Here is a 22036-nt window from a genome sequence, read left to right as displayed (position 1 = left end):
GCTGTAAAAGCTGATGAAATCAGCGTAGTAGAGCCCACTCAACCACTGCGTCTTGCTCTACAATCCAAAAATAATTGAGAGGCTAGGACTTTTGTCCCAGCCTCATGTTTTAGCCTACAAAAGCATTGATTTCTGCTTCGATATTCGCAATTTTTTCTTTAGCATCTGCTTCAGATTCACCAACTGTGGCGATGTAGAATTTGATTTTTGGTTCTGTACCTGAAGGACGAACGGCAAACCATGAATCATCAGCCAAGATGTATTTAAGAACGTTGCTTGGAGGAGTTGTCAATTTTTCAACGCCGTCAGCAGTAGTAGCTGTTTGTTCCAAGAAGTCTTCTGTCTTAGCAATGTCTGTGTTGTTAAATTGTTTAGGAGCATTGCCACGGAATTTATCCATAATTTTCTTGATTTCAGCAGCCCCGTCCACACCTGAAAGGGTAACAGAGATGGTTTTTTCTGCGAAGTAACCGTATTGTTTGTAGATTTCTTCGATACCATCTGCCAAAGTCATACCACGTGAGCGGTAGTAAGCTGCGATTTCAGCAACGATAAGAACGGCTTGGATAGCGTCTTTGTCACGTACGAATGGTTTGATCAGGTAACCGAAGCTTTCTTCGAAACCAAGCATGTAAGTGTGGTTGTGTTGTGTTTCAAATTCATGGATTTTTTCACCGATAAATTTGAAACCAGTCAAGACGTTAAACATAGTTGCGCCGTAGCTTTCTGCAATCTTAGTCACCAACTCAGTTGATACGATTGATTTACAGAGGGCAGCATTGGCAGGAAGGGTACCAGCTGTTTTGTGAGCTTCAAGAATGTATTTAGCAATGATCGCTCCGATTTGGTTACCAGAAAGGTTGAGGTAAGAACCATCTGGTTGGCGGATTTCAACACCAAGGCGGTCAGCATCTGGGTCAGTTGCAACCAATACATCAGCGTCTACTTTGCGGCCAAGTTCTTCAGCAAGAGCAAAGGCAGCTTGGTTTTCAGGGTTTGGAGATTTAACAGTTGAGAAGTCAGCATCTGGAACGGCTTGAGCCTCAACAACTTGAACAGCTTCAAATCCAGCTTGGGCAAGAGCACGACGAGCCAACATTTCACCAGTACCATGAAGTGGTGTGTAGACAATCTTCATGTCGCGACCGTATTCATTGATCAAGTCTTGGTTGATGTTAACGCCTTTCACTTCTTTCAAGTATTCAGCGTCGACGTTTTCACCGATAACTTCAATCAAGCCACTAGCTTTGCTTTCTTCAAGGTCAGCCAATTGTACAGTGAAAGGATTTTCGATAGCACGGATGTAATCTGTCAAAGCATCGGCATCTGCAGGTGGCATTTGTCCACCGTCTTCACCATATACCTTATATCCATTAAACGGAGCAGGGTTGTGGCTAGCGGTTACCATAATCCCAGCAAATGTGTGGAGATGACGAACAGCAAATGACAATTCAGGTGTTGGACGTAGGCTTTCAAATACATAAGATTTGATTCCGTGTGCAGCCAAAACTTGAGCAGATTCAAAAGCAAACTCAGGAGAGAAGTGACGGCTGTCGTAGGCGATCGCAACACCGCGTTTCTTCGCTTCCTCACCTTTTGAGTCGATTAATTGGGCCAACCCTTCAGTTGCTTGGCGAACAACATAGATATTAATACGGTTGGTACCAGCACCGATTAATCCACGCATACCAGCTGTACCGAATTCAAGGTTGGTATAGAAGGCATCTTCTTTTGTTTTTTCATCCATTGCGACCAACTCATCACGAAGGTAAGCTGGTAATTCAGCAAAGTCGAGCCATTTTTGGTAGTTTTCTTGATAGGTCATGCAAGCGTCTCCTTTTTGCTTATAATTTAATCGCTTACATTATAGCAAATTTTTTCTGAAAATTCTAGCGATAAATGTAAATCTTTTCAAAAAAATAGAGCTAATTCACCATCAAATAAAGCCAAGATAAATTGGTCTTGGCTTGAAAGGTTATTTTAATTTTTCAAGAGATGGAACGACGGCACTGGTAATGAGGACTGTAGCAATGACTTCGATGAGAGAGTTGGTAGATATAATCAAGGCTAGGAAATGTTGAATTCCACCACCGAAGCTATTTCCAAAGAAGAAATAAATCCCACTTAGAACGAAAACAGTATTGGTCATAGAGCCGACAATTCCAGCGATCATAAGTCCTGTACGATTGCGAATCCAGCGATAGACGAAGTAAGGGGTTACCCCAATGAGAATCCGAGGGACTATGGCAATGATAAGGGAGTAGAGATTCCCGTGAGGGACAAAGGGACTAAAGAGATAGCTGGCTGGTGTTATAACCAGGGTATTCATGGTGAGGCTAAAGAGTCCCATGAGGAGTCCTAGAATTGCTCCAGTTCGAGGTCCGTAGATAATAGAAGCGATCACGACAGGAATATGAACCAAGGTTGGTTGAATTCCTGATGGGACAAATTGCAAAATGAAGGACGTCACAAAGTGAATGGTGATCATCACGGCAAAAAAGATGGCAATTCGTGAAATAGAGGCTGATTTTCTCATAAACAATTCTCCTTAACAGCTTGGATGATAGTGTCGACAGTGGCTAGAGCTCCAGAACCTTGATCTCCACAAGCGAGAGTAGCCTCTCGAGGTTGGATGATCTGGTAACCATAGTCTTGTAAGAGTTTTAGATTTCGTTGGGTAGCAGGATGATCTAGCATTTTTGTATTCATAGCAGGGGCCAGTAATTTTTTAGTCCTTTGAGGCAAGGCTAGAGCTGTGCTTGTGACCATATTATCTGCAAGTCCCATGGCCAATTTAGCAATGGTGTTGGCACTGGCCGGCGCTACAAGAAAGAGGTCAGTTTCTTTCCCAATGTCGATGTGCTCGATCCGCTGTGGATCGTCTTCCACCATAACCTCTAGGCCTACTGGATTTTTTGAAAGAACTTGCAAGGTTAAAGGGGTGATAAATTTTTGGGCTGAAGGAGTCATGAGGACCTTCACTTCAAATCCCAATTTGGTTAGTTGGCTGGTAATATCAGCAGCCTTATAGGCGGAAATACTACCGGTAACCGCTAAAGTAATGTGTGTCATATGTACCTTTTTATTTGATATAACGTAGGATAGCCTCTGCGATTTCTGTTTTCGTAGAAGCTTCTAGAACGTGATCATCTGTTACTAGATAGGCTTGATGCTGACCGTTCTGAATCTTGGTCAGATCATTGGCAACGATCATGCTGGCATGATTTTTAACCAGGCTTTCACGCGCTACCTGGATCAACTCTTCAGAAGAAACGTCGACTAAAAGCTTAAAGCCGATCAGTTGAATGGCAGGGTTCCATTCTTTAACGAGCGAGATAATCTTCGGATTTTTCTTTAAGAAGAGCACCTGATATTCTTCTTTCGAAGAGATTTTGGTTTCGTGATTTTCGCGATGGATAAAGGTATGAAGATCCTGAGCATTCTTAACTTCATCAAGGCCTGTCATGTAAACAGGCGTATAGTCTGAGACTGCCATAGCATGGATTAATACCTGGTGACGAGGAACTTCCTTTTTCATTTGAGAGAGAAGTTCCTCAACATTGTCGATCAATAGAAGTCGAAGCTGTGGGTGAGGGTCGGGTTTAAGAGCGGTAGGCGTTGTGATCAAGGTCACCTGATGTCCCTTAGCAAGAGCCGTTTCTGCAAGGATTTTCCCTAGGCTCCCGGTGGAATGATTGGTGATCGAACGAACACTATCAATGGCTTCGCTCGTCCCGCCTGATGTAATTAAAATATGCATATGCTTATTTTACACAAAAAAGATACATAAGTAAAGTTCTGAAGCTATTAGGATTAGCTATGTGTAGCCATAAAATTTACATAAAAAACGAACGTTCGATTCAAAAGGTGAAAAAAATATGTTATTTTCGCGAATTTTAGGTATAATAGATCTATCAAATATAAAGGAGTCCCTTATGAAAACAGATATCGAAATTGCTCAAAGCATTGAACTCCAACCGATTGTAGACGTTGTGAAGAAAATTGGTTTGGTTGACGATGATCTTGAATTGTATGGAAAATACAAGGCGAAATTGAGCTTTGATAAGATTCGTGAAGTTGAGAAAAATACAGTAGGAAAACTTATCTTAGTCACTGCGATCAACCCAACTCCAGCTGGAGAAGGGAAATCAACCATCACCATTGGTCTAGCAGATGCTTTGAATAAAATCGGTAAAAAAACCATGATTGCCATTCGCGAACCTTCTTTAGGTCCAGTTATGGGGATTAAAGGTGGTGCTGCTGGTGGTGGCTATGCCCAAGTTCTACCGATGGAAGACATCAACCTTCATTTCACAGGGGATATGCATGCGATCACAACGGCTAATAACGCTCTCTCAGCATTGATTGATAATCATTTGCACCAAGGAAATGAGCTAGGAATTGACCAACGTCGGATTATCTGGAAACGGGTAGTGGACTTGAATGACCGCGCTCTTCGTCATGTTTCTGTCGGTCTTGGCGGTCCTTTAAATGGGATTCCGCGTGAAGACGGTTTTGATATTACCGTTGCTTCTGAGATCATGGCCATCCTTTGCTTGGCGACAGATATTGAAGATTTGAAACGTCGTTTGGCCAACATTGTAATTGGTTACCGTTATGATCGTAGTCCAGTTTATGTCCGTGATTTGGAAGTGGAAGGGGCTCTTGCCTTGATCCTCAAAGATGCGATTAAGCCAAACCTGGTTCAAACCATCTATGGAACGCCTGCCTTTGTTCACGGTGGCCCATTTGCCAATATTGCCCATGGATGTAACTCTGTATTAGCAACGACGACAGCTCTGCATTTAGCGGACTATACAATTACAGAAGCAGGTTTTGGTGCTGACCTTGGTGCTGAAAAATTCCTTGATATTAAAACTCCAAATTTGCCTACATCACCAGATGCAGTTGTGATTGTAGCGACTCTCCGTGCTCTTAAGATGAACGGTGGAGTGACTAAGGATGCTTTGACTGAAGAAAATGTAGAGGCTGTTCGTGCTGGTTTTGCCAACTTGAAACGCCACGTTGAAAATATCCGTAAGTTTGGCATTCCTGCAGTGGTTGCTATCAATGAATTTATCACCGATACAGCAGCGGAAATTGCTACTTTGAAAGAATTGTGTGCTGAAATTGAGGTGCCAGTTGAGCTTGCGAGTGTATGGGCGAATGGTGCTGACGGTGGAGTTGAACTTGCTGAAACCTTGGTTAAAACCATCGAAACAAGTCCAGCTAACTACACACGCTTGTATGATAATAACCTTTCTGTTGAAGAAAAAATTGAAAAGATTGTTACAGAAATTTATCGCGGTACGAAGGTGAATTTTGAGAAGAAAGCCAAGACACAAATTGCCCAAATCGTGAAAAATGGTTGGGATAAGTTGCCAATCTGTATGGCCAAAACACAATATAGCTTCTCTGATAATCCAAATGCCTTGGGAGCTCCGGAAAACTTTGAAATTACTATTCGTGAAGTGGTTCCAAAATTGGGAGCAGGCTTTATTGTCGCTTTGACTGGGGATGTCATGACCATGCCTGGTCTACCAAAACGTCCAGCTGCTTTAAATATGGATGTGGCTGCTGATGGAACAGCTATTGGCTTGTTCTAATAGACGTCTGATGACAAAAAACAACTTCTGTTCAAATGAGCAGAAGTTGTTTTATTATGTACTCGTCGAATGCTATGGTGCAAGAAGCTGATGACTGGCTTTGTGGTAGGTAAACCAAAGTTGGAGGGTCATTGGGACCCAAATGAGAGGCTCGCAAAGAATGACTCCTATATAGCCTGTATGAGGGATAATGAAAAGTACAAAGAGAATTTTTCCTGTTAACTCGATAAAGCTAGAAATCAAAGGGGTCAATTTTCTACCAATACCTTGGAGGGAATTCCCTAAAATCAAGAGGCATCCTAAGACCGGATAGAAGCAGGAGCTGATTTGCAGATAGAGACTGGCATTTGCGATCAAGTTAGGATCGCTAGATCCAGATATGAGGTTTGTTAAGAACGGGCTTGTAAAGAAGAGGAGGATGGCAACAATGATCGACCAAACGAAGGAGAGAAGACAAGCTTGTTTGACCCCTTTTTGAATCCGTCGAAAGCGTTTAGCACCAAAGTTTTGCGAGGTAAAGGTCGTCATACTAGTGAAAATAGCAGCCATTGGCAGGAGGGCAAAGGACATGATCCGACGAGCTGAGATTTGAGCACTTATGATGGTCATTCCAAGCTTATTGATAGCTGATTGTAAGATAACTGTTCCGATAGAGACAATAGAAGACATGAGCCCCATGGTCAATCCCTGACTGATTAAGTCTTGATAGAGCCTTTGATCCCACACAAAATCGTTGCGATTTGGCAGGAGGAAAGGCACTTTTTTGCGAATATAAAAGAAACAAAGAAGTGCAGAAAAACTTTGCGCAATAATAGTCGCAATCCCAGCGGATTGGACTCCGAGATGGAGTTGGGTAATAAAATAAAGATCAAGAAGAATATTGAGAACGGCAGCGATAATCAAGAAGTAGAGTGCCGCTAAGCTATCGCCAACCGCTCGAAGAAGTCCGGCACAAAGATTATAGGCAAAGGTCACAGCTACACCATTGACAATAGTGGAGATATAGAGATAGGACTGAGCTATAATAGCTGGTGGGGTCCCTAAAAACTGGAGAAGGGGATAAAGACCCACAACACCAATAGATATCACGAAGAGACTGAGGATGCCGCCAATAACAGCAGTTGCCGCGACAGATTTTCGTAATTGGTCATCGTTTTTAGCTCCATAATTTCTCGCGATAATGATGCCCATCCCATTTCCAACACCGACGGCAAATCCAACAATCAAATCAAAAATAGCAGAGGTCGCCCCAACGGCGGCCAATGATTTTTGACCTAAAAATCGTCCTACAATCATGACATCCGAGGTATTGTAGAGTTGTTGGAAGATATTGGATAAAAGAATAGGAAAGGCAAAACTTAAAAGAGTAGGTAAAATAGGACCATCTATGAGGTCCACACGTTGAATTCTTTTCATAGTGCCATTATACCAACTTCAGTAACTAGCGACAAGCATCAGTAGTTGAATCCCCTTACATTTTTTGATATAATCGTGTCAGAAAAGGAGGCCATATGAGCTTAACGAGCCAATTAATCACTGAAACGTTCCCAGATCTGGATAAAGTCGAAAGGCTGAATATCGAAGCATTTCCAGAAGAAGAGCGTGTTCCTTTGTCAGAATTTTTACGCTATACGGACAATGACGATGCCAATTTCTTTGCTTTTTATAACGAGGAAGAATTTGTCGGATTTGCTTTTTCAATCTATAATCAGAAAGCTTTTTATGTCAGTTTCTTTGCCATTATGCCCCACCTACGTAGCCACGGTTATGGTCAAGAAATCATTGAAAAATTGGTAGAATTTTACCAAAGAACCATGATTCTTGAAGTGGAACGTTTAGATGAAGAATGTGACAATCTAGAGCAACGTCAGTCTCGGATGGATTTCTATAAGCGAAATGGATTTAAAACTGCCAATGCCTTTTTAGAATACGAAGGACTTAGCTTTGAAATTCTCTATCGGGGTGACCACTTTGACGAAGAGGCTTATCGCGATATTTTCCGTAAACTGCAGGAAGAAAATTATTTCGATTTCCGCATTAAATATAGACGCTTTAGTGACCACTAGAAAAAAGATGGAGAATCTCTAGGGAAAACTAGAATCTCCATTTTTTATTTAATTTTGATGAGGGTTCCTAAATGAGTATGCACATTAGTTGCATCAGTGCCATAATTTTGATAAAGTAAAACTTATTACTTTTTAAGGAGATCGTATGTTACGAAAAGGTTCCCTGACAGGTTTATTACTGTTTGGTATTTTTTTTGGTGCTGGAAACCTGATTTTCCCACCGGCTCTTGGTGCTTTATCGGGTAATCAATTTTGGCCAGCTATTGCTGGGTTTGTCCTTTCAGGCGTGGGAATTGCCATTGTGACCTTGATTATCGGTACACTTAATCCCAAAGGATATATTGATGAGATTTCTCGTAAGATTTCACCTGTTTTCGCGATTGTATACTTAGTTGCGCTTTATCTTTCGATTGGTCCTTTCTTTGCCATTCCAAGAACGGCGACGGTATCTTTCGAAGTGGGGATAGCCCCCTTATTAGGTGGAATGAATGCCAGTTTAGCACTTTTCATTTTTACCCTGGTCTACTTTTTGCTAGCCTTTCTGATTGCTTTGAATCCATCTAAGATTCTAGATCGGATTGGTCGTATATTGACCCCGATCTTTGCGATTCTCATTTTGATCTTGGTCGTTCTTGGAGCTCTTAAATATAGTGGACACGCTCCAATGGTGGCCACAAAAGCCTATCAGGCATCTGCCTTTGGGCAAGGATTTTTAGAGGGGTACAATACCTTGGATGCCTTGGCATCTGTTGCCTTTAGTGTGATCGCAGTGACTACCTTGAATCAACTTGGATTTTCAAGTAAGAGAGAATACATCAAGACTATTTGGTTGGTTGGAATTGTTGTAGCCCTTGGTTTTAGTGTGCTGTATATCGGTTTAGGATATCTGGGGAATCATTTTCCTATTCCAGCTTCTGTTATGGCATCTGATAGCAATAAAGGGGTGTATGTATTATCAGAAGCGACCAAAGCGATCTTTGGTCCGACTGCTCAGATTTTCCTAGCAGGAATGGTGACGGTAACTTGCTTTACCACAACTGCTGGTTTAATCGTCTCTACCAGTGAATTCTTCCAAAGCACCTTCCCTAAGGTTTCTTACAAGGTCTATGCAAGTGTCTTCACTTTGATTGGTTTTGCGATTGCAAACCTTGGCTTGAATGCCATTATTGCTTTCTCATTGCCAGTCTTGATGATTCTTTACCCAATCACCATTACCATTGTATTGCTTGTGATAGTGAATAAATTTGTGGCTCTTTCAAAACCAGGAATGCAACTGACTATTTTCTTGGCCAGCTTTGTCTCTGTTGCGAGTGTTCTGGCAAGTACCTTTAAAATTTCACTTGTAGAAAAGTGGATTGCTTTGCTTCCATTTGCGGCTCAATCTCTTCCATGGTTAGTGCCAGTAGTTATCGGAATTCTTTTATCGCTCGTATTACCAAATAAACAAACGGCAGAAGAATAAGTTATATTAGAAACTCTAAAGTTTTATGCTTTAGAAATAGATTGAAGATAATATCTTCTTAGAAACTTTCCTTAGGTGAGTACGGACGTCAGCGAACTTCAAAGAAGTTCCATGACTTAGTTTTGGACCTAAGGTTCCAAAACTCCCGAGTGCTAGAAACAATAGTGTTTCTAGCACTTTTCTCACGGCGGAAAGTTTCAATGTATACTTGAATGTGCCTTATATATTCTTTTAGTTTTTCACCACAACTTAGACTCTAAAGTTATTGGCTTTAGGGTCTTTCTTTTGAAACTAGTATCTAAATCCAAACTTTAGTAAAAAAACGTAGCAGAAATTTTTATTTTAGGTCAGTCAATGTTATACTGAATGTAGCATATCAATATACGGAGTGAACTATGAATCCAATCATTTTTTCATTGACAGTTTTTCTTGCGGGTATTCTGTCTTTCTTTTCTCCCTGTGTCTTTCCTTTGCTACCGGTATATATTGGAATCTTGCTAGGAAGTGATCAGGAAAAGGCTATCCTATTGTTCGGGAAAAAAATTCGCTGGCATGGCTTGTTGAAAACCCTTTGTTTTATTGCCGGTATTTCTGTTATTTTCCTCCTCATTGGTTTTGGAGCGGGCTTGCTTGGAAAGATCATGTACACCAATTGGTTCCGTTATCTGATGGGAGCCCTCATCATTATCCTTGGTCTTCATCAAATGGAAGTCTTTCATTTTCATTTCCTTGAAAAGCAAAAAACAATGGATTTTGGAGCCAACAAACAGAAGAATGAATTGTTTTCAGCTTTTCTCCTTGGTCTTGGTTTTAGTTTTGGTTGGACGCCTTGTATTGGTCCGGTATTAGGATCAGTCCTTGCTTTAGCAGCATCAGATGGGCAAGATGCTCTTATGGGTGCTATTTATCTCCTTGTATATACATTGGGAATGGCTCTTCCGTTTTTACTGTTAGCCTTAGCATCTAGTCTGGTCCTACCTTACTTTAATCGTCTCAAACCCCATTTGTTATTGCTGAAGAAAATCGGCGGAGCCATCATTATTCTGATGGGAATTCTCTTACTCTTGGGACAATTGAACAGTTTGTCATCTATCTTTTCATAAAAATAATCGGAGGTTTAATGCATGATGAAAGGTTTTAAATATGCTTGTTTCTCAGTTCTTTCTTTAGCTTTGCTGTCAGCTTGTTCCATGAATCAATCCAGTGAGACTAGTATGGACAATCAGACAACAATGAATACAACAACGAATAAGAATCCTTTGGTAGGAAAAGACGCTAGTAACTTTGAACTAAAGGATATGAAGGGGAATACGGTCAAACTTTCAGACTACAAAGGGAAGAAGCTTTATTTGAAATTTTGGGCAACCTGGTGTGGCCCTTGCCGGCAAAGTATGCCCGAATTAGAGAAATTGGTCAAGGATACGGATAGAGACTTTGAAATTCTGACCATTATGGCACCAGGACTCCAAGGTGAAAAAACAGAAGAAGAATTTGTTAAATGGTTTGATCAACAAGATTACAAGTCCGTACCGGTCTTGTACAATCCAGATGGTTCTGCATTTGCAGATTATCAGGTTCGCTCTATTCCTACAGAGGTCTTTATAGACAGTCATGGGAAAATTGGACATGTCCAATTAGGGGCTATTTCAAATGAAGATGCTAAGAAGATCATCAAAGAGTTACAATAAAAAAATGAAGCACGAAGCTTCATTTTTTTATTAGTTGCTTGCACCAGAAGTTGCATCGGCATCTCCGTGCCCTCCGTCACCATGTCCTCCAGCATCAGAAGCACCAGAAGTTGCATCTGCACTACCGTGTCCACCAGCAGGAGCAAATGGACCGCTTCCGCCAACTAGACGTTGGCCGGTTGTTTGCAGGTACCAGTCCAACCATGGTTTGAAGTTGAAGACAATCTCATTGATACCAGCGTATGAACCATCTTCATAGTACATAGCTTGGTAGTTGTGAGTGTTGATCACGCCTTCAGGAGATCCTGGAACAATAGTCCGAACATAGTCTTGGTTACCGTTACGAAGGGTACCAATCACCCATTCCACGTTTTTCATACGTGCTGGTGGTAGGGAACCATGAACGGTTGACATCCGGCTTCCTGATTGAGGTGGCACGCGTTTGGCAAACATGGTATCAGGATCTTGATGGGCATTGTTGTAGTAGAGGAATTGGTTGTTATCATCGGCATAGGTCAATTCAAATGGCATAGCCTTTAAGAACATATCAATTTGGTTAACGGTTAGGATACCGTGGTCGAGTTTGACATAGGTATCGCCGGAAACGGCACCAGTGATTTCAGCTACTTTTTCTACCCAATCTGGATCGTCAGGATCGACCTCAGTAACAGTTGTAGCGATTGGATGATTACAATCCAAGTCTTCTGGTTCAATTGGTTTTGGTTTTTTCAATTTAGATACAACCTCAACGTATTTCATAAAATTATCCAAGCAGGTTTCGAGGAATTTGACGGTTCCTTCGTTGATGATATTGCCGTTTTCGTCAAAAGCTTCTTTTGCTTTTCCAAGAAGGAATTCATTACCTGGAAGAGTATAAGCATTGACACCTGGAGCATCAAGGATCTTGCGGAGGTGAACCTGAGCACGTGATGTCCCTTGATCATAGTAGGAAGCACCAACAATCATTACTGGTTTGTTTTCAAATGGATGCACCTCAAAAGATAGCCATTCAAGAACAGATTTAAGAGCAGCAGAGATCGTATGGTTGTGCTCTGGAGTAGCAATGATGACACCATCTGCTCGAGTAATTTTATTGTACAAAAGACGTAATTGGAAACTTTCGTCCCATTTTTCATCTTGATTAAACATTGGAACTTCATCGATTTCAAGAACTTCCAATTCAAATTTGATCTTAAATTGGCGGCGAATGAATTCCAAGAGTTTACGGTTATATGATTGATCGTAGTTTGATCCTACAAGTCCTACAAATTTCATTCTTTTCTGTCTCCTATCTTACAAGTTTTCCCAGTCAAATTCTTCAGCATCTTTGCGAAGCAATTCTTGGGCGTTGCGTAATTTGTCTGTGATTTTCACAAACACACGGAAATCATTGAAGATGGCATCTAATTTTTGAATAACATCCAAATCTACCAAGTCTCCATTTTGATCAAAGGCTTGTAATGAATGAGATAGCAAGAATTCATCTGGCAAGACATTCGCCTTAATTTCTGGAGCATTTAAGATTTGACGGAGTTGGAGTTGGGCGCGTGAAGATCCCAAGGTACCGTATGATGCCCCAGTAATCATGACTGGTTTGTTCAACAATGGGAAAACTCCGTATGAGAGCCAAGCTAGAGCACTCATCAAGACTGCTGGAATAGAGTGGTCGTATTCTGGAGTCCCAATAATGACTCCATCAGCCTCTTCAATTTTTGCAACAATATCCAAGACAGCGTCAGGTACTTGTTTGTCGGCTGGTTTGTTAAAGACAGGGATATCTTTAATTTCGACCAATTCGATCTCAGCCTTATCAGCAAAATGTTTTTGCATGTATTGAAGCAGTTGACGGTTTGTAGAACGTTTGGAGTTAGTCCCCACAATCGCAATAAGTTTTACCATGGAAATTTCCTTTCTGATAACAGAATTATAAATAAGATTGAAGCCCACTTGTATAGGCGATCTTGCCTGATTGTGAAACCAATAAGGTCTCTATACCAGGAAGTGATTCAACAGTGTTGAGGATAGAAGTAGGAGAGTCCCCGAACAGGCGGGTAGTCCATATCTCCCCGTCTACGGATCGATCAGATATAATGGTGATACTGGCTAAGTCTGTCTCAACCGGATAGCCTGTCGCGCTATCAAAGATATGGTGAAACGACTGGCCGTCGACTTCTAAATGACGCTCGTAGATGCCAGAGGTGACAACAGATTTATCCTTGACTGAGAGGACCAGTAAGTGATTTCCTCTTTTTTCGATAGGATTTTGAATGCCAATCCGCCAAGGCTGCTGTTTAACGGGGTGTTGACCGACGGTTAGGATATTTCCTCCAAGATCGATCAAGGCATCCTTGATTCCCTTACCTCTCAGATAGGTAGCAATTAAATCTGCGCTATAGCCTTTTGCTAAAGCTCCCAAGTCGATCTTCATTCCAGGACGTTTCAAAAAGACTGTATAGTTTTCTTGGTCTAGTTGAATCTGCTGGGGATCGATCTTTAAAAGCGCTTGTTCGATTTCTTCTGGTGCAGGACGTCTGGCATCTGAAAATCCGATCCGCCAGGTTTGCACAAGAGGGCCGATAGCAATGTTTAAATGGCTATTTTTAGCTTGACTATGCAAGGTACCTAATGCGATCAGTTCAAAAAGATCTGGATGAACTTGAACAGGAGCAATACCAGCTTGGTGATTGACTTCCATGAGTTCAGAACTTGCATCATTAGCACTGAAGCGATGTTCGTAGGAGCGAAGAAGTTCAAAGCAATGCGCAAGGAGTTCATCCGCTTGTGGGTCACAGATCGAAACGGTGATGGTGGTTCCCATCAGACGTTCGGATCGACTACTTAGGTCCACTAAAAATCTATCCTTTCCAATTTTCACTTACCTACAGTATACCAAATAGAGACCGTTTTCACAATCCTTTCAGACAAATTATTTGACATTTTATGAAAGCTGTGAGAGGAAGCTTTCAGAAGGTTTGAAGAAAAGATCACAAATATTGAGCAAATATCTTGTAACCGATATCATTTTTATGATATACTCAAGAAGTAAATTTTAATTAAAGGTAGGATTTATTCTATGAGTAAAATCGTTGTTGTAGGGGCAAACCATGCCGGAACAGCTTGTATCAACACTATGTTAGATAATTTTGGAAATGAAAATGAAATTGTGGTTTTTGACCAAAACTCAAACATTTCATTCCTTGGATGCGGGATGGCACTTTGGATCGGTGAGCAAATCGATGGTCCAGAAGGTCTCTTCTATTCTGACAAAGAAAAATTGGAAGCAAAAGGTGCAAAAGTCTACATGAACTCTCCTGTTCTTTCAATTGACTATGACAACAAAGTGGTAACTGCAGAGGTTGATGGAAAAGAACACAAAGAATCTTATGAAAAATTAATTTTTGCGACTGGATCAACACCAATCATTCCTCCAATTAAAGGAGTTGAAATTGTTCCTGGTAACCGTGAATTCAAAGCAACTCTTGAAAATCTTCAATTCGTTAAATTGTACCAAAACGCTGAAGAAGTGATTGAAAAATTGAAAGACAACAGCAAACACTTGAACCGTATCGCCGTAGTTGGTGGTGGGTACATCGGTGTTGAACTTGCTGAAGCTTTCGAACGTCTTGGTAAAGACGTTGTCTTGGTGGATATCGTGGACACTGTCTTAAACGGTTACTACGACAAAGACTTCACAGACATCATGGCGAAAAACTTAGAAGACCACAACATCCGTTTGGCACTTGGACAAACTGTTCAAGCAGTTGAAGGAGATGGTAAGGTAGAACGTCTTGTAACCGATAAAGAAACCTTCGATGTAGATATGGTCATCTTGGCTGTTGGTTTCCGTCCAAATACAGCTCTTGCTGATGGTAAGATCGAACTCTTCCGCAACGGTGCCTTCCTTGTTGACAAGAAACAAGAAACATCAATTCCAGGCGTATTTGCCGTTGGTGACTGTGCAACAATTTATGACAATGCACGTGGTGAAATGAGCTATATCGCTCTTGCATCTAATGCAGTTCGTTCTGGTATTGTAGGTGCCTACAATGCGACTGGTCATGAATTGGAAGGAATCGGTGTTCAGGGTTCTAACGGTATTTCGATTTACGGTCTTCACATGGTTTCAACTGGTTTGACTCTTGAAAAAGCAAAAGCTGCCGGCTTCAATGCCACTGAAACAGGCTTCAACGACCTTCAAAAACCTGAATTTATCAAACACGATAACTATGAGGTTGGTATTAAGATTGTTTATGACAAAGACACTCGTCAAATCCTTGGAGCTCAAATGGTATCACGTGATAACGCCATCTCAATGGCCATCCACATGTTCTCGCTTGCAATTCAAGAACATGTGACGATTGATAAGTTAGCCTTGACTGACTTGTTCTTCTTGCCACACTTCAACAAACCATATAACTACATCACAATGGCAGCTTTAACTGCTGAATAAGGACTAAATGAAAAACAAAGCTAGCGATGCTAGTTTTGTTTTTTTCTGTCTTTGAATGTATGCAGAGGCAGTAAAATAAGGTATAATGAATAGGATAAGAGTTTGAAGGAGTTAGGGAATGTCTGAAAAAGAAGAAGCCTTTAAAAATGAATTTCGTTTTGCCTCTAGTTCAATTGTAGCACATATTGTCAGAGGTGTTCTGGTTGGGATCGTTGTGGGCTGTGTCGTCTCGAGTTTTCGCTTTTTAATCGAACATATTTTTCATTTTGTTCAAGGCGTCTACAAGGAGATGTCTGGTCAACCACTTTATTTGCTGGCGATGCTGTTGGGGTATGGGGTGATCGTACTGATTGCTGGTCGTCTAATAAGCACCAATCGGGATATCAAGGGATCGGGAATTCCGCAAGTCGAAGCAGAGCTCAAGGGTCTTTTGGCGGTGAGCTGGTGGGATACCTTGTGGAAGAAGTATATTCTAGGTGTCTTGGCCATCGGAAGTGGCTTGATGCTTGGTCGTGAAGGTCCTAGTATTCAATTAGGGGCTATGGGTGGAAAAGGAGTGGCCCGTCATTTGAAGGTCAGCCCAGTTGAGGAGCGGTCTTTGATTGCAAGTGGGGCTGCTGCTGGCCTTGCAGCCGCCTTTAATGCACCTATAGCAGGACTTTTATTTGTCGTGGAAGAAGTCTACCATCATTTTTCTCGATTCTTTTGGATTTCGACCTTGGCCGCTAGTCTGACTGCTAATTTTATTTCACTCAATGTCTTTGGTCAAACACCCGTACTTCATATGCCGCAAAATATTCCGCCGCTCCATTTGTCTCAGTACTGGATTTACCTTTTTCTTGGAGTCTTTTTGGGGGCAGCAGGTTATGTCTATGAAGTAGTGGTGCTGAATATCGGTCGATTGTATCGTTTACTTGAAAAGATTTTTCATGTTCCCTCTCATTACTCTTCCTTATTTGCCTTTGTCTCGATTCTTCCAATCGGCTATTTCCTTCCACAAATTCTTGGTGGCGGGAACCAATTGGTTTTGGATTTAGCTCGAGTACCGTATCCAGTTCTATCGATCCTTCTCTATTTTACGATCCGGTTTATCTGGAGTATGTTGAGCTATGGTAGTGGTCTACCTGGCGGAATTTTCTTGCCCATTCTAGCTTTAGGATCTCTTTTAGGCGCGATTGTTGGAACTTTCCTCCAAAATATTGGCTTTATCTCTCAAAATCAATTACCTCTCTTCATTATTTTAGGAATGAGTGGGTATTTTGGGGCTATTTCGAAAGCTCCTTTAACAGCTATGATTTTGGTAACAGAGATGGTCGGTGATATTCGTAGTTTAATGCCACTGGGTATGGTCACCTTGCTGGCTTACATGATCATGGATCTCTTCCATGGAGCACCAGTCTATGAAGCCATGCTGGAGCAACTCTTACCGGATAAGGCGCAAGAGGAAGGAGAGTTGACCTTGATTGAGATTCCTGTATCCGAAAAGATTGCAGGGAAACAAGTTCATGAACTAGAACTTCCCCAAGATATTTTGATCACCACGCAAATGCGAAGTGGTAAGAGCTATACGGTCAATGGTGCGACCCGCTTGTATCTAGGTGATAGCATCTTTGTGGTGGTGAAAGAATCCGAAATAGGACGAGTCAAGGATATTCTTTTGTAAAAGACAGTTTCTTAGAAAAGCCTTTATATTATTAAATTTTCAGACAATTGTTGAAAAATGAGAAAACTTCTGGTAAAATAAGTCCAAGAACAAAAGAGGAGAAGTCTTTCATGAAAAAATATAGTCTACTCTTATTGAGTGTTGCTCTTTTAGCAGGGTGTGCGAATTCTAGTAGCAAACAGTCCAGTCAAAAGACGCAAACTAGCTCAACGGTGCAGTTGTCAAAGGCTGACCAAAAGACCTTGGACAATGCGACAGCTGAATACAAAGACTTTGTTGAAATGCAAATCGACCAATTGCTTAAGGATACAGAAGGTTTCCGAGATACCCTAAAAGCTGGGAATTTGGAAGAAGCTAAAAAACAATATCCCTTGATCCGCATGGCCTATGAACGCTCAGAACCGATTGCTGAAACCTTTGGGGAGTCTGATGTGAAGATTGACTACCGTTTGGTAGACTATGTGGATGAAAATAAATCAGAAGAAGGCTGGTCTGGTTTCCACCGGATTGAGCGCATCCTTTGGGAAAACAATACCACAGATGGCACTGACAAATATGCAGACCAACTGGTGAACGATATCAAGGAGTTGAAAGCTAAGATCGCGACCGTTGATGTGACTCCTGATGTGATGCTAACTGGGGCTGTTGATCTGCTCAATGAAGTGGCAACGCAAAAGATCACGGGTGAAGAAGAAGTCTTCTCTCATACAGATCTGTACGACTTCCGTGCCAATATTGAAGGAGCTGAAAAGATTTTCTCTCTCTTTAAACCTTTGATTGAGAAAAAAGATGCCAAGTTGGTTAAAACCTTGGAAGCAGAATTCAAAAATGTCAATGATTTATTGGACAAACACATGACTGATGAAACAAATTACAAGTCTTACACAGATTTGACCAAGGAAGATACCAAGGAATTGGCTGAAGCGGTGACCAAACTTGGTGAACCTTTGTCTCAAATGGGTGTGATTTTAGATGGGAAATAAGAAAAATGGCTGACGAAAAATTTTTAGATAAAAAAATGGACCGTCGTGAATTTCTTAAAAAAGCAGGTATTGGAGGGGCCGGTCTAGCGCTGGGCCTCTCTGGTGCATCTGCTTTTTTCGCTAATCAAGACAGTTCCAGTAAAAAAGCTTATGATGGGGATGAAGACATCTCCTTTTATGGCAAGCACCAAGCAGGGATTACGACGGCCATGCAGAAGGCTTGCTACTTGGTGGTGGTGGATCTTCACACGACGGACAAAAAAGAAGTCATCCAGCTCTTTAAAGACTGGACTGATTACAGTAGTAAATTAGTCGAAGGAGAATTGGTCAAAAAAGATGGTTCCAATACCCTCTTGCCACCAACAGATACAGGTGAAACAGTGGGACTCAACCCCTATCGTTTGAGCTTGACTTTTGGGGTTTCTGCTTCCTTTCTAAAGAAACTGGGCTTGGAGTCCAAACGTCCGAAACTCTTTCGTGATTTGCCCCCATTTCCAAAGGAGCAGTTGCAGGACAAATACACTGGTGGTGATATCGTCATTCAGGCCTGTGCAGATGATGAGCAAGTAGCCTTTCATGCGGTGCGAAATCTGATTCGTAAGGGTCGAAATACTATTACCATGAAGTGGAGCAAATCAGGATTTGCGGCGATTGGTGACCGAAAAGAAACACCACGCAACCTCTTTGGTTTCAAGGATGGAACAGCAAATGTCACGACTGAGAAAGATTTTGACAAGGTCGTCTGGACTGACAGCAAGGACTGGATGAAGGGTGGTTCCTATATGGCTCTTCGCCTAGTGCAAATGCACTTGGAAACTTGGGACCGAACCAATTTGCAGGAGCAAGAAAACACCTTTGGTCGCTACAAGGAGTCCGGTGCTCCCTTTGGTAAAACCAACGAATTTGATGAAGTAGATTTATCTAAACTACCAGTAGATTCACATGTTCGTTTGGCCAAAGAAGTGGATCGACCGATTTTACGGCGGTCTTATTCCTATTCGGATGGCATCAATGAACAGACTGGGCAATTTGATGCTGGTTTGATCTTTATCGCCTTTCAAAAGGATCCGAACAGCTTTGTCAAAATCCAAACCAATCTAGGTGCAGTGGATAAAATGAACGAGTACATCACCCATATTGGTAGTGGACTCTTTGCTTGCTTTGCAGGCGTAGAGAAAGGAGGCTACCTTGGTCAAGCACTCTTTGAATAAACTCTTGATCTTGTTAGGTATTCTTGCCTTGTTCTGGACTCATCCAGTGGCTGCGGAATCTTATAGCGATCTCTTTATCAAGATCACAGATGCAACAACCGCTGTACAAAATAAGGACCAGAAAAAGGCCAAGGCATTAATCGCTGAGATTCAGGCTGATTTTGAATCCAAAGATCACCATGATTCCAAGGCAGGGAAAAAAGTTAGCCAAGCCCTGGCTATAAAAGGGGAGGTAACCAAAGACGATCTCACCAAGATCTCATCTGCCTTGCTGGCTTTTGAAAAAGAGCAAAATCCGGTCGATTTAGAGGCGGAAAAAGACAAACTCGTGAGTCGCCTCGCACCTTACTTTAAGAACCTACAAGAGGCCATTGCAGCTAAGGATCTGGATAAAACCCGTCAAACCTATGCAGATCTCAATAACACCTGGACGCGAAACGAAGCGGTGGTAAGAGATCACAGCACAGCCTACTATGGCAAAATCGAGACGGCCATTTCGCTCTTGCGCAGTAGTATTGAAACAGAGCCTACTGATTTTACCAACATCCAGTCCTCTTATGATGACCTCAAAAATGGGATTGATGCCTTTGTAAAAGGAGAAGCCATTAGCAGTGCCAGTACGGATTTGACGTTGAACGATGGGATCAAGCTTTTGGAGAAGGCGCAAAGCCAATTCCAATCCGGCGACGATAAGTCTGCTACAGCGACTATGAAGCAGTTCATCACGATCTGGCCAACCATCGAGGGGGATGTTAGCACGACCAATCCAAGTCTCTACACGCGCGTAGAGAGCGAATCCCCGGTTATTATGGTCAAGGGGAAAGAAAAGGCCTATCAAGAGAAATTACAAGCCTTGATCAAGGACCTTTCTGCGATCGATACGACAGCTTCTTACAACACTTTTGATGCCATGTTGATTCTTCTGCGTGAAGGAGTAGAAGCCCTTCTGATTGTCATGGCGCTTGTGACGACCCTTAAGGCCGCTAAGATGAGGAAAGGTCTCAAATGGGTTTACGGTGGAGCTATCGCTGGTGTTCTTGCCAGTGCAGCGATCGCTCTTATTCTGCAAGTAGCATTTCCAGCTGTTACTTCGGGGTCTAACCGGGAAATCATTGAAGGTGGCGTTGGGATTTTCGCTGTGGTCATGATGATCCTCATAGGAATTTGGCTCCATAGCAAGTCCTCTGTCAAACAGTGGAATGCCTTTATGGACCGTCAGATGAAGACCGTGACGGCTACAGGAAGCTTTGTCTCTATGTTTGCCCTCAGTTTCTTAGCAGTCTTTCGAGAAGGGGCTGAGACCATTCTCTTCTATGTCGGGATCATTCCGCGGATTACGACCGCGAATTTCTTACTGGGAATCGGGCTTGCTATAGCTGTGCTCATCATCATTGCAGTGGCCATGACCAAGGCTAGTCAAGCTATCCAACCTCATCGAATCTTTTTCATTCTGACATGGTTGATTTACGTCTTGGCTTTCAAGATGCTCGGTGTCAGCATCCACGCCCTGCAGTTGACCAATATCCTACCAAGCCATTTGGTCAATGGACTTCCAACCATCGATTGGGCGGGCATCTATCCAAGCTGGGAAGTTCTTCTTCCCCAACTAATCTTTGTGGCTCTGATCGCCCTCATCACGGTGAGACAACATGGCAAAGAGTAGAGCAGATGAAATGACCATTGTTGAGCACTTGGTCGAATTTCGAAAACGATTGATCGCAGTGGTCTTATGTTATATTATCGTCTTCATCGTAGCCTTTGTATTTGGAGGAGAGCTCTACCAAGCCTTGACGGCTAGCCTGCATCAAAAACTGCTGGTGCTGGGACCGAATGATATCCTCTGGATCTATGTATCGCTGGCCAATCTCACAGCCTTTAGCCTGACCTTGCCCTTTATTGTCTACCAGATCTGGCAATTTGTAAGGCCGGCTCTGAAGGAGAAGGAGGCGCGTGCAATCTTTGCCTACATCCCAGCTAGCTTTATTTGCTTTGTGCTGGGGCTTGCATTTGGTTATGTCTTTGTCAGTCCAGCTATTTTAGAGGTCTTGATGCGTTTAGGAGAAGGGCTGTTTGATACCCAATTAACAGCACAAAATTATCTAACCTTCTTATGGCACACTACCTTGCCTTTAGGGGTCTTGTTCGAGTTACCAGTTTTGGTCGCTTTTCTGACCTCGATTGGTCTCTTGACACCACAGTTTTTAATAACCTACCGACGTTATGCTTACTTTGTTCTGCTGGTCTTAGCCGTCGTGCTAACCCCTGCAGACTTTATCAGTGACTTGGCCATGACACTCCCTTTTATCCTCTTATTTGAAGTCAGTGTCGCCTTCAGTAAAGTCATCTATTCAAGAAAAAGGAGAAACTAATGGGAATTTTACGTGATATTGGAGCACCAGGTTTGATCATCATCATCCTGGGCGCCCTCTTGATTTTTGGACCAAAACGCCTGCCTGAGTTGGGCCAGTCCATCGGCAAAATGTTTGCTGAATTTAAGACAGCTGTCAATAAAGGCAGTGAAGAAGCAGATCAAGACGCCAAAGAAGCTAAAGAAGAAAAAGAATAATCAGACAATTTTCAAAATTCTATTGAGTTCGATTGCATAAAAAGGTATAATAAGACAAGTACTTGCAATCGACGAAGGAGGAAACCATGATTATTACGATTTTGTCACTCATTTTCTATTTTAGCTATATCGGATTCTTATGCTGGTTGGTCGTAAAAATTGTCGAAAAATTGTTCAATTTCTTGTTGAACCGTTAATGAAGAAACAATCCATTTCACCCCGAGTGAGTGGATTTTTTGTGTCCAATTCAGTTAGAAAGATTCAAACAAAGAGGTTTTAACGGTCTCAGATTGAAGATAAAGTCATATAAAAAACTTTCCTTAAGTGAGTACGGACGTCAG

20 protein-coding genes are annotated in these 22036 nt (G+C 42.0%); 12 read left to right on the top strand and 8 right to left on the bottom strand.

The window, feature by feature from the left end:
• Positions 1–109: 109 nt before the first annotated feature.
• From HMPREF2686_RS07760 to HMPREF2686_RS07745, 4 genes are all read right to left on the bottom strand, one after another.
• Positions 110–1825: a phospho-sugar mutase gene (locus HMPREF2686_RS07760; protein ID WP_049499034.1), complete on the bottom strand. Its 1716-nt coding sequence runs from the start codon at positions 1823–1825 to the stop codon at positions 110–112.
• 150 nt (positions 1826–1975) lie between these two features.
• Positions 1976–2536, bottom strand: a complete 561-nt coding sequence (locus HMPREF2686_RS07755) for an ECF transporter S component (protein WP_024056113.1) — start codon at positions 2534–2536, stop codon at positions 1976–1978.
• The gene (gene coaC, locus HMPREF2686_RS07750; protein ID WP_024056114.1) at positions 2533–3072 is read right to left on the bottom strand and encodes a phosphopantothenoylcysteine decarboxylase; all 540 of its coding nucleotides are present in this window, start codon (positions 3070–3072) and stop codon (positions 2533–2535) included. Before coaC ends, HMPREF2686_RS07755 begins: the two co-directional genes overlap by 4 nt.
• Positions 3073–3082: 10 nt before the next feature.
• Positions 3083–3760, bottom strand: coding sequence for a phosphopantothenate--cysteine ligase (locus HMPREF2686_RS07745; RefSeq protein ID WP_049488762.1), 678 nt, complete (start codon positions 3758–3760; stop codon positions 3083–3085).
• A gap of 175 nt (positions 3761–3935) precedes the next feature.
• Here HMPREF2686_RS07745 and HMPREF2686_RS07740 point away from each other — a divergent pair, with 175 nt between their 5' ends.
• The gene (locus tag HMPREF2686_RS07740; protein ID WP_049499031.1) at positions 3936–5606 is read left to right on the top strand and encodes a formate--tetrahydrofolate ligase; all 1671 of its coding nucleotides are present in this window, start codon (positions 3936–3938) and stop codon (positions 5604–5606) included.
• Positions 5607–5678: 72 nt separating this feature from the next.
• On the opposite strand, the gene HMPREF2686_RS07735 is transcribed toward HMPREF2686_RS07740, so the two are convergent.
• The gene (locus tag HMPREF2686_RS07735) at positions 5679–7022 is read right to left on the bottom strand and encodes an MATE family efflux transporter (RefSeq protein WP_070450100.1); all 1344 of its coding nucleotides are present in this window, start codon (positions 7020–7022) and stop codon (positions 5679–5681) included.
• Between the two features lie 95 nt (positions 7023–7117).
• Between HMPREF2686_RS07735 and HMPREF2686_RS07730 the strand changes: the two genes are divergently transcribed.
• The 4 genes from HMPREF2686_RS07730 (at position 7118) to HMPREF2686_RS07715 (ending at position 10822) form a co-directional block, all read left to right on the top strand.
• Positions 7118–7672, top strand: a complete 555-nt coding sequence (locus HMPREF2686_RS07730) for a GNAT family N-acetyltransferase (protein ID WP_049471712.1) — start codon at positions 7118–7120, stop codon at positions 7670–7672.
• A 145-nt stretch (positions 7673–7817) separates the two neighbouring features.
• Positions 7818–9134, top strand: coding sequence for a branched-chain amino acid transport system II carrier protein (gene brnQ, locus HMPREF2686_RS07725; RefSeq protein WP_049507731.1), 1317 nt, complete (start codon positions 7818–7820; stop codon positions 9132–9134).
• 395 nt (positions 9135–9529) lie between these two features.
• A complete protein-coding gene (ccdA2, locus tag HMPREF2686_RS07720) occupies positions 9530–10237 on the top strand; it encodes a thiol-disulfide oxidoreductase-associated membrane protein CcdA2 (RefSeq protein ID WP_045759415.1) in 708 nt (235 codons plus the stop codon).
• A gap of 21 nt (positions 10238–10258) precedes the next feature.
• Entirely contained in the window at positions 10259–10822 is a 564-nt protein-coding gene (locus tag HMPREF2686_RS07715) for a TlpA family protein disulfide reductase (protein WP_080978242.1), read from the top strand.
• Positions 10823–10852: 30 nt separating this feature from the next.
• On the opposite strand, the gene HMPREF2686_RS07710 is transcribed toward HMPREF2686_RS07715, so the two are convergent.
• The 3 genes from HMPREF2686_RS07710 to HMPREF2686_RS07700 are packed head-to-tail and all read right to left on the bottom strand — an operon-like array spanning position 10853 to position 13670.
• The gene (locus HMPREF2686_RS07710; protein ID WP_049507732.1) at positions 10853–12097 is read right to left on the bottom strand and encodes an NAD(P)H-dependent oxidoreductase; all 1245 of its coding nucleotides are present in this window, start codon (positions 12095–12097) and stop codon (positions 10853–10855) included.
• An 18-nt stretch (positions 12098–12115) separates the two neighbouring features.
• Entirely contained in the window at positions 12116–12721 is a 606-nt protein-coding gene (locus HMPREF2686_RS07705; protein WP_045759417.1) for an NADPH-dependent FMN reductase, read from the bottom strand.
• Positions 12722–12746: 25 nt separating this feature from the next.
• Positions 12747–13670, bottom strand: coding sequence for an FAD:protein FMN transferase (locus tag HMPREF2686_RS07700; protein ID WP_186822867.1), 924 nt, complete (start codon positions 13668–13670; stop codon positions 12747–12749).
• A 225-nt stretch (positions 13671–13895) separates the two neighbouring features.
• On the opposite strand from HMPREF2686_RS07700, the gene nox reads away from it, so the two are divergent.
• The 7 genes from nox to HMPREF2686_RS07665 all read left to right on the top strand — a co-directional run bounded on the left by nox (position 13896) and on the right by HMPREF2686_RS07665 (position 21695).
• Complete coding sequence (gene nox, locus HMPREF2686_RS07695) at positions 13896–15272, top strand: H2O-forming NADH oxidase (RefSeq protein WP_045759419.1); 1377 nt, start codon at positions 13896–13898, stop codon at positions 15270–15272.
• A gap of 118 nt (positions 15273–15390) precedes the next feature.
• Positions 15391–16935 (top strand): ClC family H(+)/Cl(-) exchange transporter, encoded by a 1545-nt coding sequence (locus tag HMPREF2686_RS07690; RefSeq protein WP_070450097.1) that lies wholly within the window; start codon positions 15391–15393, stop codon positions 16933–16935.
• Between the two features lie 110 nt (positions 16936–17045).
• Complete coding sequence (gene efeO / locus HMPREF2686_RS07685; RefSeq protein ID WP_049482961.1) at positions 17046–17918, top strand: iron uptake system protein EfeO; 873 nt, start codon at positions 17046–17048, stop codon at positions 17916–17918.
• 5 nt (positions 17919–17923) lie between these two features.
• Positions 17924–19129, top strand: a complete 1206-nt coding sequence (gene efeB, locus HMPREF2686_RS07680) for an iron uptake transporter deferrochelatase/peroxidase subunit (protein ID WP_049482959.1) — start codon at positions 17924–17926, stop codon at positions 19127–19129.
• Complete coding sequence (locus tag HMPREF2686_RS07675; protein ID WP_070450094.1) at positions 19107–20792, top strand: FTR1 family iron permease; 1686 nt, start codon at positions 19107–19109, stop codon at positions 20790–20792. The genes efeB and HMPREF2686_RS07675 overlap by 23 nt, the downstream gene beginning before the upstream one ends.
• On the top strand, positions 20779–21498 hold the full coding sequence (gene tatC, locus HMPREF2686_RS07670) for a twin-arginine translocase subunit TatC (protein WP_070450091.1): 720 nt from the start codon (positions 20779–20781) through the stop codon (positions 21496–21498). Before HMPREF2686_RS07675 ends, tatC begins: the two co-directional genes overlap by 14 nt.
• The gene (locus HMPREF2686_RS07665) at positions 21498–21695 is read left to right on the top strand and encodes a Sec-independent protein translocase subunit TatA/TatB (RefSeq protein ID WP_023918087.1); all 198 of its coding nucleotides are present in this window, start codon (positions 21498–21500) and stop codon (positions 21693–21695) included. Before tatC ends, HMPREF2686_RS07665 begins: the two co-directional genes overlap by 1 nt.
• The last annotated feature ends 341 nt before the right edge of the window (positions 21696–22036 follow it).

The organism is Streptococcus sp. HMSC057G03, assembly GCF_001808745.1.
In the GTDB taxonomy this organism is placed as follows: domain Bacteria; phylum Bacillota; class Bacilli; order Lactobacillales; family Streptococcaceae; genus Streptococcus; species Streptococcus parasanguinis_Z.
The sequence above is the reverse complement of the archived record's forward strand: the minus strand, read 5'-3'. Positions and strand labels throughout refer to the sequence as shown.

What these genes read in the sequence shown, in the direction of transcription:
- HMPREF2686_RS07760 (WP_049499034.1), bottom strand. Translation starts at nt 1,825, where the DNA reads ATGACCTATCAAGAAAACTACCAAAAATGGCTCGACTTTGCTGAATTA.
- HMPREF2686_RS07755 (WP_024056113.1), bottom strand. Translation starts at nt 2,536, where the DNA reads ATGAGAAAATCAGCCTCTATTTCACGAATTGCCATCTTTTTTGCCGTG.
- coaC (WP_024056114.1), bottom strand. Translation starts at nt 3,072, where the DNA reads ATGACACACATTACTTTAGCGGTTACCGGTAGTATTTCCGCCTATAAG.
- HMPREF2686_RS07745 (WP_049488762.1), bottom strand. Translation starts at nt 3,760, where the DNA reads ATGCATATTTTAATTACATCAGGCGGGACGAGCGAAGCCATTGATAGT.
- HMPREF2686_RS07740 (WP_049499031.1), top strand. Translation starts at nt 3,936, where the DNA reads ATGAAAACAGATATCGAAATTGCTCAAAGCATTGAACTCCAACCGATT.
- HMPREF2686_RS07735 (WP_070450100.1), bottom strand. Translation starts at nt 7,022, where the DNA reads ATGAAAAGAATTCAACGTGTGGACCTCATAGATGGTCCTATTTTACCT.
- HMPREF2686_RS07730 (WP_049471712.1), top strand. Translation starts at nt 7,118, where the DNA reads ATGAGCTTAACGAGCCAATTAATCACTGAAACGTTCCCAGATCTGGAT.
- brnQ (WP_049507731.1), top strand. Translation starts at nt 7,818, where the DNA reads ATGTTACGAAAAGGTTCCCTGACAGGTTTATTACTGTTTGGTATTTTT.
- ccdA2 (WP_045759415.1), top strand. Translation starts at nt 9,530, where the DNA reads ATGAATCCAATCATTTTTTCATTGACAGTTTTTCTTGCGGGTATTCTG.
- HMPREF2686_RS07715 (WP_080978242.1), top strand. Translation starts at nt 10,259, where the DNA reads ATGATGAAAGGTTTTAAATATGCTTGTTTCTCAGTTCTTTCTTTAGCT.
- HMPREF2686_RS07710 (WP_049507732.1), bottom strand. Translation starts at nt 12,097, where the DNA reads ATGAAATTTGTAGGACTTGTAGGATCAAACTACGATCAATCATATAAC.
- HMPREF2686_RS07705 (WP_045759417.1), bottom strand. Translation starts at nt 12,721, where the DNA reads ATGGTAAAACTTATTGCGATTGTGGGGACTAACTCCAAACGTTCTACA.
- nox (WP_045759419.1), top strand. Translation starts at nt 13,896, where the DNA reads ATGAGTAAAATCGTTGTTGTAGGGGCAAACCATGCCGGAACAGCTTGT.
- HMPREF2686_RS07690 (WP_070450097.1), top strand. Translation starts at nt 15,391, where the DNA reads ATGTCTGAAAAAGAAGAAGCCTTTAAAAATGAATTTCGTTTTGCCTCT.
- efeO (WP_049482961.1), top strand. Translation starts at nt 17,046, where the DNA reads ATGAAAAAATATAGTCTACTCTTATTGAGTGTTGCTCTTTTAGCAGGG.
- efeB (WP_049482959.1), top strand. Translation starts at nt 17,924, where the DNA reads ATGGCTGACGAAAAATTTTTAGATAAAAAAATGGACCGTCGTGAATTT.
- tatC (WP_070450091.1), top strand. Translation starts at nt 20,779, where the DNA reads ATGGCAAAGAGTAGAGCAGATGAAATGACCATTGTTGAGCACTTGGTC.
- HMPREF2686_RS07665 (WP_023918087.1), top strand. Translation starts at nt 21,498, where the DNA reads ATGGGAATTTTACGTGATATTGGAGCACCAGGTTTGATCATCATCATC.